The following is a 15,089-nucleotide window of genomic DNA, read 5'->3' on the forward strand; positions in this document are numbered from 1 at the left end:
GTTACGCCTCCGCGCCGTGACACTCCCCATAACCCCGCCCCGAGCCACACCAGCACCCGCTCCCCCTCTGCGGCGGCCAAGCCTCCGCTCGTCCCCGTGCCGCCAGCGTCGTCGCGTACTGCGGCAGCAAGTCGGAGTCCCCCGGCGAAGCCCCTTCCGATGCCGCGAAGGCCTCGTACGACGGGGCCGTCCCCGTCACGATGCCCAGATTCGGGGTGCCGGAAGCCGCCAGTTCGCGCAGGGAGGCCTCTATCGTCGCGAGGTGCAGCTCATGGGTGGGGTACTCCTCCGCCAACGAGGGATACGCGGCCACCAGCTCCGTCAGCTCACCCGTCGGCCAGTGCAGGACCGCTACCGGGAAGGGGCGGGAGAGGGCCTCGCGGTGGGTGCTCAGCTCGGCTCGTAGGCGGGAGATTTCCGCCTGCAGTTCCGCCGGGTTGTCGGAGCCGAGGGACCAGACCCGCTTGGGGTCGTGGAGTTCGTCCAGGGAGACCGGGGACGTGTGGAGGGTGTCGGCCTGGGTGTCCCAGTTGTCGTGGGACCGGCCGAGCATGCGGCGGACGCGGTGGCGGCCGAAGAGGACGGGATAGGTGGCGTACGGGGGCTCCGGCACGTCCGTGAGGAGCAGCTGGGCGGCCTCGGTGAACGTCTCCTGCGCCGCTTCCAGCTCGTCGTGGGACTCCAGGGCCTCGGCCACGATCACCCAGGGGGCGGGGTCCCGGGGGGACGCGGCGCGCACGCCGTCGATGATCGCTCGCGCCTCGGCCTCGTGGCCGTACTCCCACAGGTTCGCCGCCTTGAGGGCGCGGACCAGGTGGGGGCGCTCCAGGGGGGCGGAGGACGACAGGAGGCGGTCGTAGAGCGCGGTGGCGCTGGGGCGGTCGCCGGACAGTTCGAGGTGGGCCGCGGCCTGCACGAGCAGGTGTTCGGCGTCCTCGGGATAGAGGCCGGCAGTCCGCTCCAGGCGCGCTGCTTCGGCGTTGTGGTCGACGTGCTCGGCAGACGTGTCGGGGCGCATGGGGGACACCGTACTGCCGATGTCGTACGGGGGAGAGATACCTGCAGGCCAGCGGGTGACCTGAGAGTGGCAGAGCCCGAGGGGAGGCCCGGATTCCGATCGGCCGGCGCCTGGCGGGAGCGGTCGGGTGGGCGGTGGCGCCGGGTGAGGTCAGCCGATCTTGTCGGGGACGGGGCGCTCGTGCTCCGTGTTCGTGGCTGGTGAGTTGAGGACGCAGCCCTTATCGTGCGGGCCCGGTCGAGGAGGCGAGGCGTGCGTATGCGGGCTCCGGGGATCGTGCATCACGGCACTCGGCGGCGGCGGGCCGCGTACCGGCGTGTGCTGTGGGGTGGGGGTGAGGTTCTCGTCACCTTCGGGGTGGTGCTGCTGCTTCTTGTCGTGCATCAGCTGTGGTGGACCAATCGGGAGGCTCGGGAGGGGGCCGAGAGGGAGGTCCAGGCGCTGGAGCGGGAGTGGGGGAGAGGGGATGAGGAGGGGGCGAAGGGGGTCGAGGGAGTGGAGGGAGCGGAGGGGGGTGCGGATGCGGGCCGGCCGTCCGGATCGCCGAGTACGTCCAGCGGTGCGCCTTCGGTCACCGGGTCCGGGGGGTCCGCCTCGGTCGAACAGAGCCGGAATCCGCCCCGTTGGTCCCAGGCCTACGCCATCCTCTCCATCCCCCGGCTCGGCCTCCGCGTTCCCGTCGCCGAGGGTGTCGGCAAGCGGGACGTGCTGAACAAGGGGTACGTCGGCCACTACCCGCACACCCAACAGCCCGGCCAGGCCGGGAACTTCGCGCTCGCGGGGCACCGGAACACGCACGGTGAGCCGTTCCGGTACATCAACCGGCTCCGGCGCGGTGACGAGATCGCCGTCGAGACCGAGGGCGCCCGCTACACGTACGTCGTCGACAAGACCCTGCCACAGACCTCCGCGAGCGACGGCAGCGTCATCCGCGAGGTGCCCCGCAGTACCGTCCGGCCCGCCTACGGGTACAGCGAGCCCGGGTACTACATCACCCTCACCACCTGCACGCCCGAGTACACGTCCAGGTATCGGCTGGTGGTCTGGGGGAAGCTCACGTCCATGCGGCCTCGCTGAGGAGCCCCGTAACCCCGTAGCCCCGTAGCCCGTTGCGTCACCCGCGCTCCCTCAGCGCCAGCACGCTCACCCCCGCCACCACCGCCAGCCCCGCCGAGACGGCGATCGCGATGTCCGCGCCGTGCGCGAGCCCACCGGAGGACGTCACCAGCGCGATGGTCACGGCGACGCCGGCGCACGACCCGATGTAGCGGAACGTCTGCTGCGCGCCCGACCCCATCGCGGCGCGCGTCGCGGGGACGGATTCGACCGCGAGGAGCGGGAGGGCGGCGTTGAGCAGCCCGCTGCCCACGCCGGCGACGATGAAGCCGGGCAGCAGCCGGGTCCACGAACCGGCGCCGACCGCGCCGAGCATGGTCAGAACGCCGACCGCGTGCAGCGCGAAGCCGAGGACGAGTTGGTGGCGCGGCGAGACCCGGCCCGCGAGGCGCCGCACATGCAGGGCGACCACGAAGGCCAGCCCGGCCCAGAGCAGGGTCAGCCACGCCGTGTCCAGCGCGGACAGGCCCAGCGCCTGCTGGAGCAGCGCCGGCAGGAAGCTGAAGAGGCCGATCACCGCGAAGCCCGTGAACAGACCGCCCGCGGAGGAGGCGAGGAAGCGCCGGTGCCGGAGCAGACCGAGGTCGATCATGGGCGTACGGCTACGGCGCTCGACCAGGACGAACACCGACGTCAGCACGAGGAACGCCGCCAGCAGGAGGCCCACCGACGGGCGCAGCCAGCCGTCGCGGCCCAGGGTGAGCGCGGCCACCAGGGCGACGAGTGCCAGGCCGAAGGTGACGGCTCCGGCCAGGTCGGGCCGGCCGCCCCGGGGCGCCTTGGACTCGGTGAGCGCACGGGTGCCGAGTCCGGCGACGGCCAGCGCGACCGTGCCCAGGACGGCGTACGCCGCCCGCCAGTCCAGCGTCGAGGCGAGCGCCCCCGCGAGCAGCGGGCCCGCCGCGATGCCGCCGCTGACGAACGCGCCCCAGACGCCGGTCGCGTGCAGCCTGCCGCGCGGGGTCGGGAAGGCGTGGACGAGCAGGCCCAGGCTGCTCGCGAGGATCGCCGCGCTCGCCGCGCCCTGGGCGACGCGGGCCAGGGTGAAGAGCCAGGTCGAGGTCGCGAGCGCGCCGAGGGCGGTGGTGATGCCGAGTGCGACGGTGCCGGACAGGAAGATCCGGCGGCGGCCGTAGTCGTCGGCGAGGCTGCCCGCGACCAGGAGCAGCGCTGCCAGGCCCAGCGGGGTGCCGTTGAGCAGCCAGGCCTGGGCGGAGAGGGGGGTGTGCAGCGCGGCGGCGGTCTGGGGGAGCGTGACCATCGGGGCGGTGTACGTCATCAGGGCCACGGCGGTGGCGGCGCTGGTGAGGGCGAGGGTGAGGGTCGCGCGAGGGGTGCCGTGCGCGGCAGGCGCGTCGCGTGCCGTGTCGGCGGACGTGACGGCGATGCGATCGAGCTGTGCCATGACCTGCCCTTCAGACTTTGGGGGGGTAGGTTCAGTCATCGAACCTTCTGTGTGGGACGACCGTAGCATCCTAGGTTCGGTCACTGAACCAACAAGTCGGAAAGTGGCTACAGTGGGGTCATGGCTCTCGGCAAGGACTACGCGACGCAGGAGTGCTCGATCGCCCGCGCGCTCGAGATCGTCGGCGAGCGGTGGACGCTCCTCGTCGTGCGCGACGCGCTCTACGGCGTACGGCGCTACAACGACTTCCTCGTCCACCTCGGCATCCCGCGCGCCGTCCTCGCGGCCCGCCTCCACACGCTGACCGCCGAGGGCATCCTCGAGAAGCGCCGCTACCAGGAGTCGCCGCCCCGCGACGAGTACGTCATCACCGACCGCGGCATCGCGCTCTGGCCCACCGTGCGCTCACTGGGCATGTGGGGCCGCCGGCACATCGACGAGACCCGGCTGCGCTACTTCCGCCACGCGACCTGCGGCACGGAACTGGGCCCGTACGGCGAATGCCCCGCCTGCGGAACTCTCGTACCTGTCCCGGACGTTGAGATGGTGCCGGGCCCCGGACTCGATCCGGACCCGGTGGATCCGGTCAGCCGGGCGCTGCTCAGGCCGAAGCGGCTGCTCCAGCCGATCGAAACGGGTCCTGCGTAGCGGAGGGGGAGGGGGAGAAGCGGGCGATGATCCGTGTCTGGGCGACCACGCGCCCCGCCGCCGTGCTGCTCGTACTCCTTCTCGCTGTCGCCGTGCTCGACACCGGCAGCCTCTCCGCCGCGGTCGCCGTGGCGTTCGCCGCGACCGCCGCGGCCGGCTCCGCACTCGCCGCCTGCGCCCTCATCGCCGCGCGCTGCGCGCCCGCCGTCCCGCGTACGCGCATACGGACAGCCATACGAGACCGAGAGCACCGCACGGCCTTCCTGCCCCAACGCGATCCCGACGCGGCGGGGCGTAGGCGCCCCCGGGCGCCGGGGTGTGCCCTCCCGGCGATCACCGCGTAGGTCACCCCCCTTCTCCATCTCCCTGGTGACCTCGCGCGGGTCGTCATGCCGACATCTCCTCGACCCGGCACGACGAGACCCCCGGAGGGCTCACCCATGTCCACATCCATATCCGCACCCATGCCCACATCCATGTCCGCGTTCATGTCCGTCTTCGCAGGTCTGGTCGAGCAACTCGCCGATCTGCTCCAGCCGTTGTTCCATGCCTCCGCGGCAGCCGCCGCGATCGTCCTGTTCACCGCGCTCGTACGACTGCTCGTGCACCCCCTGTCCCGGGCGGCGGCGCGAGGGCAGCGGGCCCGGGCCGAACTCCAGCCGCGGATCGCGGAGTTGCGCAAGAAGCACCGGAAGAATCCCGAGAAGCTGCAGAAGGCGGTGCTGGAGTTGCACGCGCAGGAACGGGTGTCGCCGCTGTCGGGCTGTCTGCCCAGCCTGCTTCAGGCGCCCGCGTTCATCCTCCTCTACCAGCTGTTCTCCAGCGCGACGATCGGCGGCGAGGCCAACGCCCTGCTCGGGCACGAGCTGTTCGCCGCGCCGCTCGGTGACCGGTGGGTGGACGCGCTGGGGAGCGGGGGAGTGTTCGGGGCGCAGGGGCTCGTGTATCTCGGGCTGTTCGCCGTCGTCGCCGCGGTCGCGACCTTCAACTACCGGAGCGGCAAGCGGATGATGGCTGCCGCCGCTCCGGTGGCCGGGGGTGAGCAGGTGCCTGGGCTGGGGACGGTCAGCAAGTTCATGCCGTTCCTGTCCTTCTTCACGCTCGTCACCGTCGCGGTGGTGCCGCTGGCCGCCGCGTTGTATGTGGTCACCAGTTCGACGTGGAGCGCCGTGGAGCGGGTGGTTCTGTATTCGTGAGTGAGTGAGTACCCGTTCAGTGGTCGAGGTCGACTATCTCTCTGCCTGGCTCACGGAAATCTATGTCGGCCAGAGTAGACATTGGACGGTGGTGTGGTTATGGTTTCTCTCGTAGCCGAGATCGAGCAAGGCCCGGCAGAGATGAACTGCCGGGCAGCAGTACCGCAGTTGCGGTTCGCAGGACGGTGCGGTGGTGGAGTTCCGAAGCCAGGGTTGTTGCAGGACGGCGACGGGACTGACGACCGAACCGGGTGGCCCGCAGTGATCAGGGGCCGCCGTGAGCAGTACCGCAGTTCACGCAGTAGCAGTTCGGTAAGTGCAGTTCGCAAGTACCCGGCAGTGAAGTCAGTGAGCAGCACCTCGGTGAAGGCGTCGGCTGCGGACGCGCGCACCGGGAAGTTCGGCAGTGGGGTTCTAAGCCAGAGCAGACGCAGGACGGGCGACGGGGCTGGCTGTCGAAGAGTGGCGCTGTCACAGGCCACTGAGCAGTTCGCATCACCAGCAGTACGCAGTACCCCGCTTGGTAAGTGATTGATCCCAGAGGGAAGAACGGAGGAGCCAGGCGCCATCAGGATCGCCCGGGCGGAAACCTTGAGCCCGGGTACCGCAGGACATCGATAGTGAGGTGGTCTCCGGTCAAGCAACCGCGATCCCCGCGCCCCCGACAGCATCTTGGTCGGGTCTGCGGAAACAGAAGGCCGGCGCAGTATCAGGGTCGGCAGATGGTGTAGCAGTTCCTTCGGGGCCCTGGTGCCATTGGCACCAGGGCCCCTCCACGCGTTCCACAGAGAGGTGCAAATGACAGCAGGCGACTCGTTCGGCCGTCTCGATGACGACGACTACCCCGCCTACACGATGGGCCGGGCCGCCGAAATGCTCGGCACCACCCAGGGCTTCCTCCGCGCCATCGGTGAAGCCCGCCTCATCACCCCGCTCCGCTCCGAGGGCGGCCACCGCCGCTACTCCCGCTACCAGCTGCGCATCGCCGCCCGCGCCCGGGAACTCGTCGACCAGGGCACCCCCATCGAGGCCGCCTGCCGCATCATCATCCTCGAAGACCAGCTCGAAGAAGCCCAGCGCATCAACGCCGAATACCGCCACGCCGCCGCATCAGAGAACCCGATGACCGCGGGCTGAGGTGGTGCGTGCCCTCTGGGCACCGCACACACCTGTCGGGAGTGTGGCGCGTCGCATGGGTCGTTTTCTGTGGTGACAGGCTGTGCGGACGCGTGGCGTCTGCGTCAACTGCCATGGTCAGGAAGTTCCCTTCGCCCACGCCTTCGTCGTGGGCGTTCTGCTGTGGCGGAGGAGCCAGGCGACCGCCTCCGTCTGCCGCATGGCGTGGGAGGCGTTCATCGACTCGAAGGCATGAGGCATGGCTACGGGAACTGTGAAGTGGTTCAACGCGGGAAGGGCTTTGGCTTCATCGCCCAGGACGGTGGCGGCCCGGACGTGTTCGCCCACCGCACGGTGATCAACTCCTCGGCACACGTGAACAGGGCCGCGCAGCAGCAGCAGCGCTGCGCGGCGGTTGTGTCCTTCGAGCCGCAAACAGCGACCGCTCTTCCTGGAAGGCTGCGTTCCGGGTGGATCAATATCTATGACCGCGAGACGAGAGTTTAATGCGCCGCGCGGGCAGTGTGTTTACTGCAACGAGCAGAGCGGAATTATTAACCGTACACAGGCCGCTACCGCATGCTACTGTCGATCTCAGTTGCAGTCGTGGTTCCCAAAACTTCAACGCCTTCGTCGGTATTTTCAGCCGCGGGAAGCGTTTTATATTTCCGGTCATCCTCCGGGCGGGGCATCATCGCGGCGACCCGGTATCCGTGGATTGCGGGTCCCGGCGTACTGCCCCAAAGGAGATATGACATGGCGTCTGGCACTGTGAAGTGGTTCAACGCAGCCAAGGGTTTCGGCTTCATCGAGCAGGACGGTGGCGGCGCTGACGTGTTCGCCCACTTCTCGAACATCGCCGCCCAGGGCTTCTGCGAGCTGCTCGAAGGTCAGAAGGTCACCTTCGACATCGCGCAGGGCCAGAAGGGCCCGACGGCCGAGAATATCGTTCCCGTCTGAGCACTGACGCGCACTTCGTAGCTGGAGCCCGCATCCCTCGGGGTGCGGGCCCCAGCTGCGGGAATTCCCCGAGGCTTCCCCTGTGGGACAACGCCACCCGGGATCCCTCTCCAGGAATGCGGGCCTCTTTACATCTGCACCCGTCGACGTCCTGGATTTCACGTCCGCATGACGTCACCCATTTCATCGCCTGCACTCGCACCGGATTCACCGCAGGCCAGATCTGCTTTCGCATTCCGTTCGGCCCGTTCTTGTAATTCCCCGCGCTGCTCTTCCGCTGCGAGAATTCCTTGATGCGTGCCGTATCAAGGAAGGTTCTGAATGAACCCCTCGCGTACGAACAACCGCTCCTCCCGCACCCGCAGCCGTACCGGCGGCCCCGCTTTCGGCTCCGGCGCCGGTTCGCACCGGGGCAGCCGCTTCGGCGCGCCCGCCCCGAGCCGTTCCGGAGGGCCGAGCCGCCCGGGCAGCCAGGGTCGGCGGCCCGCGGCGGTCCAGGGCGAGTTCGCCCTGCCGAAGACGATCACTCCAGCGCTGGCCGCCGTCGAGGCGTTCGCCGACCTCGACATGCCCGAGCGGCTGCTGGCCTCGCTCACCGCGCAAGGCATGAAGATCCCGTTTCCGATCCAGGGCGCGACCCTGCCCAACACCCTCGCGGGCCGCGACGTTCTCGGTCGCGGACGCACCGGCTCAGGCAAGACCCTCGCCTTCGGCCTGGCCCTGCTGGCCCGCACCGCCGGACAGCGCGCCGAGCCCTGCCGGCCGCTGGCCCTGATCCTCGTGCCGACACGTGAACTGGCACAGCAGGTGACCGACGCTCTTACCCCCTACGCCCGCTCGGTGAGGCTGCGCCTGGCCACCGTCGTCGGCGGAATGCCGATCGGCAGGCAGGTCAGTGCACTGCGCCGTGGTGCCGAAGTCGTCGTCGCGACGCCGGGCCGCCTCAAGGACCTCATCGACCGGGGTGACTGCCGGCTGAACCAGGTCGCGATCACCGTCCTGGACGAGGCCGACCAGATGGCCGATATGGGCTTCATGCCCCAGGTCACCGCGCTCCTGGACCAGGTACGCCCCGAGGGCCAGCGGATGCTGTTCTCCGCCACCCTCGACCGCAACGTCGACCTCCTGGTCCGCCGCTACCTCACCGACCCGGTCGTCCACTCCGTCGACCCGTCCGCAGGCGCGGTCACCACGATGGAGCACCACGTCCTGCACGTCCACGGCGCCGACAAGCACCGGACGACGACCGAGATCGCGGCGCGCGAAGGCCGGGTGATCATGTTCCTGGACACCAAGCACGCCGTCGACCGGCTGACGCAGGACCTGCTGAACAGCGGCGTGCGGGCGGCCGCCCTGCACGGCGGGAAGTCGCAGCCGCAGCGCACCCGGACCCTGTCCCAGTTCAAAACCGGGCACGTCACCGTGCTCGTCGCGACGAACGTCGCGGCGCGCGGCATCCACGTCGACAACCTCGACCTCGTCGTCAACGTCGACCCGCCGACCGACCACAAGGACTACCTCCACCGCGGCGGCCGTACCGCGCGGGCCGGCGAGTCCGGCAGCGTCGTCACCCTGGTCACCCCCAACCAGCGCCGCGACATGACCCGCCTCATGGCAACCGCCGGCATCGTCCCCCAGACCACCCAGGTCCGCTCCGGCGAAGAGGCACTCAGCCGGATCACCGGCGCCCGGACCCCCTCCGGCATCCCCGTGACGATCACCACGCCGGTAACCGAGCGGCGCAAGCGCAGCGCGGCCCCACGCGGCCGACGCAGCCCCGCTTCGGCTGCCCGGCGCGTGACCGTGCGCCAGTCCTCCTTCGACGCAGCGGCCTAGTTCATGATCAGGAAATTGACCCGTCTCTGCAGGAGGCACGTTTTGACACTGGTTCAGATGCAACCCCGCACGGCGAGCGCCGCTCCCGCGCACAGGACGGTGGCCGACGCCATGGACACGGCCGGACCTCAGGTCTGCGACGACATGACCATCGAGGTGGCCCTGTCCGTCATGGCCAGTGCCCGCACCGAGCACCTGCTCGTCTGCGACAACGACGGCCTGTGCACCGGTTTGGTCACCCAGGCCCAGCTCGCTGCTGTCCGTGACAGCTCCGCGTACACGGACCGGGTCCAGCTGCGCGACATTCTCGACGACCGCGGGCCGTTCACCCCGCCCGTGACCACGATGGCCGAAGCCAACCACGCGATGCGCGGCCGCCGGCTCGGTGCCCCGCCTGTCGTCGACGAGCAGGGCGGTGCTCTGGGCGTCCTCGCCCTGGCCCACTGAACCGCCTCACCGCGGCAGAACCATCCCCCTCTTCTCCCTGTGAGGCATCATGCGCTGTGTCATCGCCCGCTTCCCGTTCGACCTCACCAAGAGCGGCGTCCTGGAATCCATGAAGGGCGTCAAGCCCGAGCAGTGCATCGGCGAGTCCGTGGTCATCGGCCGCCGCACCTACCCCGTCAAGCAGGTCGGGCAGGTCATCACAGGCCAGGACCGCCGCGATTTCAGCGCCGGCGAAGTCCTCCGGGCCATGCGCCGGCTCGGCTTCACCTGCCCCGGCCTTCCCCACGCCGCCGCACCCACGCGTGTCCTCAGTCCGTTGCAGCAGGCTTCCGCGATGCTCGGCGCCCCTGCTGCCGTCTGACCGACGGGCAAGCGCGAGCCGCCACCAAAACAGCAGTGAAGGTCCGACCGGGATGCGCCGGTCGGACCCTCAGCGTGTACCGAGGGGTTCCTCAGCGCGCAGTGGCGGGGTCAGTGATCGGAGTAGCTGAAGTCGCCCATGGTCCAAGCACTGACATCATCGATCGCCACGCGGTACATCCCGCCCGTCTCCGGGATCCCCACCGTGCCCTGCAGAATCCGCGCCACATGGAAATGCAGATGCGTGGGCGGCCCCACCTCACGCGTCGTAGCGGTGAAGACGGCGGAGAAGTCGCTCAGGCGGGCCGAGTCCGCCAGGACCTCCGACACCCGCTGCCTCCAGACTGCTTCGGGAGCCAGCCGACCCGTGATGACAGCACCACCGGCGACCACGGTCAGAGACATCTGATTGCTGTGTCCGGACTCCACCAGGGTGGCGACGTCAACAAGCAGTTCGTCAGGCTTCGACATGAGGGACCATTTTAATCACCGTCCGTCCGGTCGGCTTGAGCAGTGGTGCTCCATGCGACATGCAAGATCGAACTGCGCAGACGAGGACGGCGCGGACCACTGCGTTCCTTCATCGCCCGGCTAGTGCTCTGACCGGGAAGGTTCGCCGGGTTGGCGGTTGGAACGGTTGGATGGGCGGTGATGTCCGTTGCGACGCATGTGAATGGTCGCGGCGGTCACCCCGGTCGATGCCGTCCGCGTCCGCCACGGCCACACCGCCAGCGGGGCCGCTTCCTGACGCGCCTTGGAAAAAGTTGCGGGCCGCTGTCGATCCGGCCACGTCCCGTTCGACGTCATGATGTGCGGCGCCTCGCCACACGATGACGCGACAGAACCTGACGAGGAAACACGTGGATCAACTGCTGAGAGTCATGAACTTCACCGTCTCGAGTGACGGAATCGGTGCCGGTGAGGACCAGAGCCTTGAGAGTCCGTTCGGCCACGCCGTCGACCCGGCGAGGCTGTTCGCCTGGGCCGGAGCCACGGCGAGCTGGCCCATGCGCACGGATCCTGGGGGGAGCCGGGGCCTCGACGACTATTTCACGCGAGACTTCGCACGCAACATCGGTGCCGAGATCATGGGCCGCAACAAGTTCGGGCCCCAGCGCGGGCCCTGGCAGGACCATGAGTGGCGCGGCTGGTGGGGGGAGGAGCCCCCGTTCCGCACGCCGGTGTTCGTCATGACTCACTACAAGCGTCCGTCGTTCACGCTCTCCGACACCACGTTCCACTTCGTCGACGGCGACCCGGCCACGGTCCTCGAACGGGCGCGGGAAGCGGCACAGGGCAAGGACGTCCGGCTCGGCGGCGGGGTCACCACCATCCGGCAGTTCCTTGATGCTGACCTCGTCGACACCATGCATGTGGCGGTCTCGCCGGTAAAGCTCGGGTCCGGACTACGACTCTGGGAGTCCCCCGATGAGCTGCTCGACCGGTTCCACCTGGAGGTCGTGCCCAGCCCGAGCGGCGTGACGCACCACCTGTTCTGGCGAAGGTGACGCGAGGGCCCACTCGAGTTCAGGCTGCGACGGCGAGGGGGCGTCCGCCCCATCGGATGCCCTTCTCGCTGCGGATGCGGGCGCGTTCCTTGCGTTGGGCGGCGAGTACGTCGGGGTGGCGGGCGTTGGCGTTGCGCCAGCGCAGGTAGCGGTGCAGGGCCTGGGTCTGCGCGGGATGGCCTGCGGTGGTGGGAGTTGGCCAGGGTGAACTGCCGCAGCGGGCCGAAGTGGGCCTCGATCGGGTTGGCCCAGGAGGCGTAGGTCGGCGTGAAGCACAGCTCGACCTTGTTCTTCTTCGCCCAGCGGCGGACACCCGGTTCCCGCCGGCCGAGGCCAGCAGCATCATCGCGCGCCGGTAGCGCACCGAACTGGTGCTGCCGCGGCGCACGATCTGCTGCAGCTTCTGCCCCTCCTGGTCGGTCAGTCTGCCCACACGGACAGGCTCAGCCACCGCGCCTCCACCGGTCGAACGGACGTCACCGCACATCCAACCGCCACGACCACCGACCCGGCGAACCTACGTGGTCACAGCACCAGCCGCCGCACACACATGCAGCGCTAGGGCCTGTCCGGCGGATCAGGTCGCAGGGAAGCAACGGCGCCTGATAATCGCCGGTGGGCGTGCCAGGCCCCGCGTCTGCGGCATGATCCGCCGGACAGGCCCTAAGGAAGAAGGGACAGCGGTGGTGGTGGCGGGCGGTCCAGTCCGTGAACGGGGTATTGCGGACTGGACCTTGAGATTGGAGGATCGACCAGTCCTCCGATGGCTGCACCCGTCGGCGGCTGCCCGCGCTCGATCGAGGGAGATTGTGACCATGAAGCTGCTGCGAGTCGGTACGGCGGGGGCGGAGCGGCCCGCGCTGCTCGACGCCGAGGGAAACCTCCGGGATCTGTCGGGCATCGTCCCGGACATCGACGGGGCGCTGCTCGCCGATGGCGCGGCGCTCGGCCGGATCCGCGCGGCCGCCGAGTCCGGTGGGTCCGGCGATTCCGGTGGGCTGCCGGTGCTGGACGCGGACGGGCTGCGGATCGGGCCGCCGCTGGCCCGGATCGGCAAGATCGTGTGCATCGGCCTGAACTACCACGACCACGCGCGAGAGACCGGGGCCGAGCCGCCCGCCGAGCCGGTGATCTTCTTCAAGGCGGCGGACACGGTGGTCGGCCCGCACGACACGGTGCTCGTGCCGCGCGGGTCGGTCAAGACCGACTGGGAGGTGGAGCTGGCGGTCGTCATCGGCCGTACGGCCCGCTACCTGGAGTCCCATGAGGAGGCGCTCGCGCATGTCGCCGGGTACGCGGTGGCGCACGACGTCTCCGAACGCGAGTTCCAGATCGAGCGCGGCGGAACCTGGGACAAGGGCAAGAACTGCGAGACGTTCAACCCGCTGGGGCCGTGGCTGGTGACGGCGGACGAGGTGCCGGACCCGCAGAACCTGTCGCTGAGGCTCTGGGTCAACGGTGAGCTCAAGCAGGACGGCACGACCGCCGAGCAGATCTTCCCGGTCGCGGAAGTGGTGCGTTATGTAAGCCAGTTCATGACGCTTTACCCCGGCGACGTCATCAACACCGGGACGCCGGCGGGGGTTGCGCTCGGGCAGCCCGATCCGAAGCCGTTTCTGCGGGCCGGGGATGTGGTCGAGTTGGAGATCGGGGGGTTGGGGCGGCAGCGGCAGGAGTTCAAGCAGGCGTAAGCGCTCTGCTGGGTTGGCTGGAGGGCTTGGGGTGCTGCGGGTGGGTTGTCGGCTGCGGGGGCGTCGTGGCTGGTCGCGCCCCGCGGTGGAGCCGCATATGTCACGGCCCCGCGCCCCTGTCGGGGCGCTTCAGCTGGCCTGGAATGTTTGGCTCCGCCGCATATGTCACGGTCCCGCGCCCCTGTCGGGGCGCGGGTGTGTGCGTCAGCTGCGCAGGAACTGGTCCAGTGCCGCTACCACCATTGCGTGGTCCTCGACCTGGGGCAGGCCGGAGACGACGACCGTACCGATGACGCCTGCTCCCTCGACCGCGAGGGGGAACGCGCCGCCGTGGGCCGCGTACACGTCGGGGTCGAGGCGGGCGGACTCCTCGAAGGTCGTGCCCTTGGCGCGGAAGCGGGAGCCGACGAGGAGTGAGGAGCAGCCGTAGCGCTCGACGACGCGGCGCTTGCGGTCGATCCAGGCGTCGTTGTCGGGGGTCGAGCCCGGCAGCGCCGCGTGGAAGAGCTGCTGGCCGCCGCGGCGGATGTCGATGGCGACGGGGGCGTCCTGAGCCCGGGCCAGCTCGACGAGGAGCGTGCCCAGGGTCCACGCGTCGTCGTGCGTGAAGTGCGCGAGCACCAACCGGCGCTCCTGCTCCTCCAGTTCGGCGATCTCCGACGCGCTCACAGCGACACCACCGCGCCTTCGCGGGCGGAGCGGAGGGCCGCCTCCAGGACGTCGAGGGCGGCCGCGGCCTCGTGCGCGGTGACCGGGTTCGGGGCACCGTCGCGCAGGGCGGCGGCGATGGCCGCGTAGTACGTCTGGTACGCGCCGGGGAGCGTGGGCTCGGGGCGGCCGCCGCCCGTGAGTGGGGACTCGCCGGAGCCGACGCGGCCCCAGAGGGACTCGGGTTCGACTCCCCACTCGGCCTCGGTGTCCGGCCGCTTACCTTCGCGCAGGTCGGCCTCCTGGGGGTCGAGGCCGTACTTCACGTAACCGGCCTGCGAGCCCAGTACGCGGAAGCGCGGGCCGAGTTGGGCGGTGGTCGCGGAGACGTAGAGGTGGGAGCGGACGCCGTTCTCGTGCGTGATCGCGAAGAAGGTGTCGTCGTCGGTCAGGGCGCCGGGGCGGCGGATGTCCGACTCGGCGTACACCGAGGTCGCGGGGCCGAAGAGGACGAGGGCCTGGTCGACGACGTGGCTGCCGAGGTCGTAGAGGAGACCTCCGATCTCTGCCGGGTCGCCGGACTCGCGCCAGCCGCCCTTGGGCTGCGGACGCCAGCGCTCGAAACGGGACTCGAAGCGCCATACGTCGCCGAGCTCGCCCTCCGCCACCAGCTTGCGGAGGGTCAGGAAGTCGTTGTCCCAGCGGCGGTTCTGGAAGACGGAGAGGAGGAGTCCGCGCTCGTCCGCGAGTGCGGCGAGCTCGCGGGCCTCGGCCGCGGTGCCGGCGATGGGCTTGTCGACCACGACCGGGAGGCCGGCCTTGAGGGCGGTGGTGGCGAGCGGGACGTGGGTCTTGTTCGGGGACGCGATGACGATCAGGTCCAGCTCGTCGGCGCGCGCCCAGAGGTCGTCGGGCGTGGCGGCGAACCGGACGCCGTCGCCCAGCTCGGCGCGGGCCTGCTGCTGCCGCTCCGGGTTCGAGGTGACGATCGTGTCCAGGGTCAGACCCTCGGTGGCGGCGATCAGCGGGGCGTGAAAGACGGAGCCCGCGAGGCCGTAGCCGATGAGGCCTACGCGCAGGGGGGAGCCGGGGGCGGAACCTGTACCAGTCATGCTTCCTGTCATGGCTCCACTTTCGCAA

At 69.8% G+C, this 15,089-nt stretch carries 17 protein-coding genes and 2 pseudogenes; 13 read left to right on the top strand and 6 right to left on the bottom strand.

From position 1 onward, the window contains the following. Window position 1: 1 nt before the first annotated feature. Complete coding sequence (locus tag ACX28W_RS34295) at window positions 2-1,018, bottom strand: SEC-C metal-binding domain-containing protein (protein ID WP_459003908.1); 1,017 nt, start codon at window positions 1,016-1,018, stop codon at window positions 2-4. 258 nt (window positions 1,019-1,276) lie between these two features. On the opposite strand from ACX28W_RS34295, the gene ACX28W_RS34300 reads away from it, so the two are divergent. After that, a complete protein-coding gene (locus tag ACX28W_RS34300; RefSeq protein WP_459003946.1) occupies window positions 1,277-2,095 on the top strand; it encodes a class E sortase in 819 nt (272 codons plus the stop codon). 37 nt (window positions 2,096-2,132) lie between these two features. Here ACX28W_RS34300 and ACX28W_RS34305 read toward each other — a convergent pair whose 3' ends face one another. After that, window positions 2,133-3,539 carry an MFS transporter gene (locus tag ACX28W_RS34305; RefSeq protein WP_459003909.1) on the bottom strand — a complete coding sequence of 469 codons (1,407 nt, stop codon included), beginning with the start codon at window positions 3,537-3,539 and terminating at the stop codon, window positions 2,133-2,135. A gap of 120 nt (window positions 3,540-3,659) precedes the next feature. Here ACX28W_RS34305 and ACX28W_RS34310 point away from each other — a divergent pair, with 120 nt between their 5' ends. From ACX28W_RS34310 to ACX28W_RS34355, 10 genes and pseudogenes are all read left to right on the top strand, one after another. Next, entirely contained in the window at window positions 3,660-4,187 is a 528-nt protein-coding gene (locus tag ACX28W_RS34310; RefSeq protein WP_459003910.1) for a winged helix-turn-helix transcriptional regulator, read from the top strand. A gap of 26 nt (window positions 4,188-4,213) precedes the next feature. Further along, window positions 4,214-4,531 (top strand): DUF6412 domain-containing protein, encoded by a 318-nt coding sequence (locus ACX28W_RS34315; protein ID WP_459003911.1) that lies wholly within the window; start codon window positions 4,214-4,216, stop codon window positions 4,529-4,531. Between the two features lie 144 nt (window positions 4,532-4,675). Then, the gene (locus ACX28W_RS34320; RefSeq protein WP_459003947.1) at window positions 4,676-5,383 is read left to right on the top strand and encodes a YidC/Oxa1 family membrane protein insertase; all 708 of its coding nucleotides are present in this window, start codon (window positions 4,676-4,678) and stop codon (window positions 5,381-5,383) included. A 798-nt stretch (window positions 5,384-6,181) separates the two neighbouring features. Further along, the gene (locus ACX28W_RS34325; RefSeq protein WP_459003912.1) at window positions 6,182-6,520 is read left to right on the top strand and encodes a MerR family transcriptional regulator; all 339 of its coding nucleotides are present in this window, start codon (window positions 6,182-6,184) and stop codon (window positions 6,518-6,520) included. 82 nt (window positions 6,521-6,602) lie between these two features. Further along, entirely contained in the window at window positions 6,603-6,755 is a 153-nt protein-coding gene (locus ACX28W_RS34330; protein ID WP_459003913.1) for a hypothetical protein, read from the top strand. A gap of 3 nt (window positions 6,756-6,758) precedes the next feature. Continuing rightward, window positions 6,759-7,006, top strand: a pseudogene (locus ACX28W_RS34335) (cold-shock protein). A gap of 249 nt (window positions 7,007-7,255) precedes the next feature. After that, complete coding sequence (locus tag ACX28W_RS34340) at window positions 7,256-7,459, top strand: cold-shock protein (protein ID WP_459003914.1); 204 nt, start codon at window positions 7,256-7,258, stop codon at window positions 7,457-7,459. Between the two features lie 321 nt (window positions 7,460-7,780). Continuing rightward, entirely contained in the window at window positions 7,781-9,295 is a 1,515-nt protein-coding gene (locus ACX28W_RS34345) for a DEAD/DEAH box helicase (protein ID WP_459003915.1), read from the top strand. Window positions 9,296-9,337: 42 nt separating this feature from the next. Further along, window positions 9,338-9,742, top strand: a complete 405-nt coding sequence (locus ACX28W_RS34350) for a CBS domain-containing protein (RefSeq protein ID WP_459003916.1) — start codon at window positions 9,338-9,340, stop codon at window positions 9,740-9,742. Window positions 9,743-9,791: 49 nt separating this feature from the next. After that, window positions 9,792-10,103, top strand: a complete 312-nt coding sequence (locus ACX28W_RS34355; RefSeq protein WP_459003917.1) for an SCO5918 family protein — start codon at window positions 9,792-9,794, stop codon at window positions 10,101-10,103. 110 nt (window positions 10,104-10,213) lie between these two features. Here ACX28W_RS34355 and ACX28W_RS34360 read toward each other — a convergent pair whose 3' ends face one another. Beyond that, entirely contained in the window at window positions 10,214-10,573 is a 360-nt protein-coding gene (locus ACX28W_RS34360; RefSeq protein ID WP_459003918.1) for a hypothetical protein, read from the bottom strand. Window positions 10,574-10,962: 389 nt separating this feature from the next. Between ACX28W_RS34360 and ACX28W_RS34365 the strand changes: the two genes are divergently transcribed. After that, a complete protein-coding gene (locus ACX28W_RS34365) occupies window positions 10,963-11,610 on the top strand; it encodes a dihydrofolate reductase family protein (RefSeq protein WP_459003919.1) in 648 nt (215 codons plus the stop codon). A 19-nt stretch (window positions 11,611-11,629) separates the two neighbouring features. On the opposite strand, the pseudogene ACX28W_RS34370 reads toward ACX28W_RS34365, so the two are convergent. Then, window positions 11,630-11,921: pseudogene (locus tag ACX28W_RS34370) on the bottom strand (IS630 family transposase); the annotation flags it as partial. A gap of 504 nt (window positions 11,922-12,425) precedes the next feature. Here ACX28W_RS34370 and ACX28W_RS34375 point away from each other — a divergent pair. Next, window positions 12,426-13,301, top strand: a complete 876-nt coding sequence (locus tag ACX28W_RS34375) for a fumarylacetoacetate hydrolase family protein (RefSeq protein ID WP_362075989.1) — start codon at window positions 12,426-12,428, stop codon at window positions 13,299-13,301. A gap of 204 nt (window positions 13,302-13,505) precedes the next feature. On the opposite strand, the gene ACX28W_RS34380 is transcribed toward ACX28W_RS34375, so the two are convergent. Both ACX28W_RS34380 and ACX28W_RS34385 read right to left on the bottom strand, forming a co-directional pair. Next, complete coding sequence (locus tag ACX28W_RS34380) at window positions 13,506-13,970, bottom strand: heme-degrading domain-containing protein (protein ID WP_459003920.1); 465 nt, start codon at window positions 13,968-13,970, stop codon at window positions 13,506-13,508. After that, window positions 13,967-15,061 (bottom strand): Gfo/Idh/MocA family oxidoreductase, encoded by a 1,095-nt coding sequence (locus ACX28W_RS34385; RefSeq protein WP_459003921.1) that lies wholly within the window; start codon window positions 15,059-15,061, stop codon window positions 13,967-13,969. Before ACX28W_RS34385 ends, ACX28W_RS34380 begins: the two co-directional genes overlap by 4 nt. Window positions 15,062-15,089: the final 28 nt, after the last annotated feature.

This window comes from Streptomyces sp. SD15, from assembly GCF_054462255.1.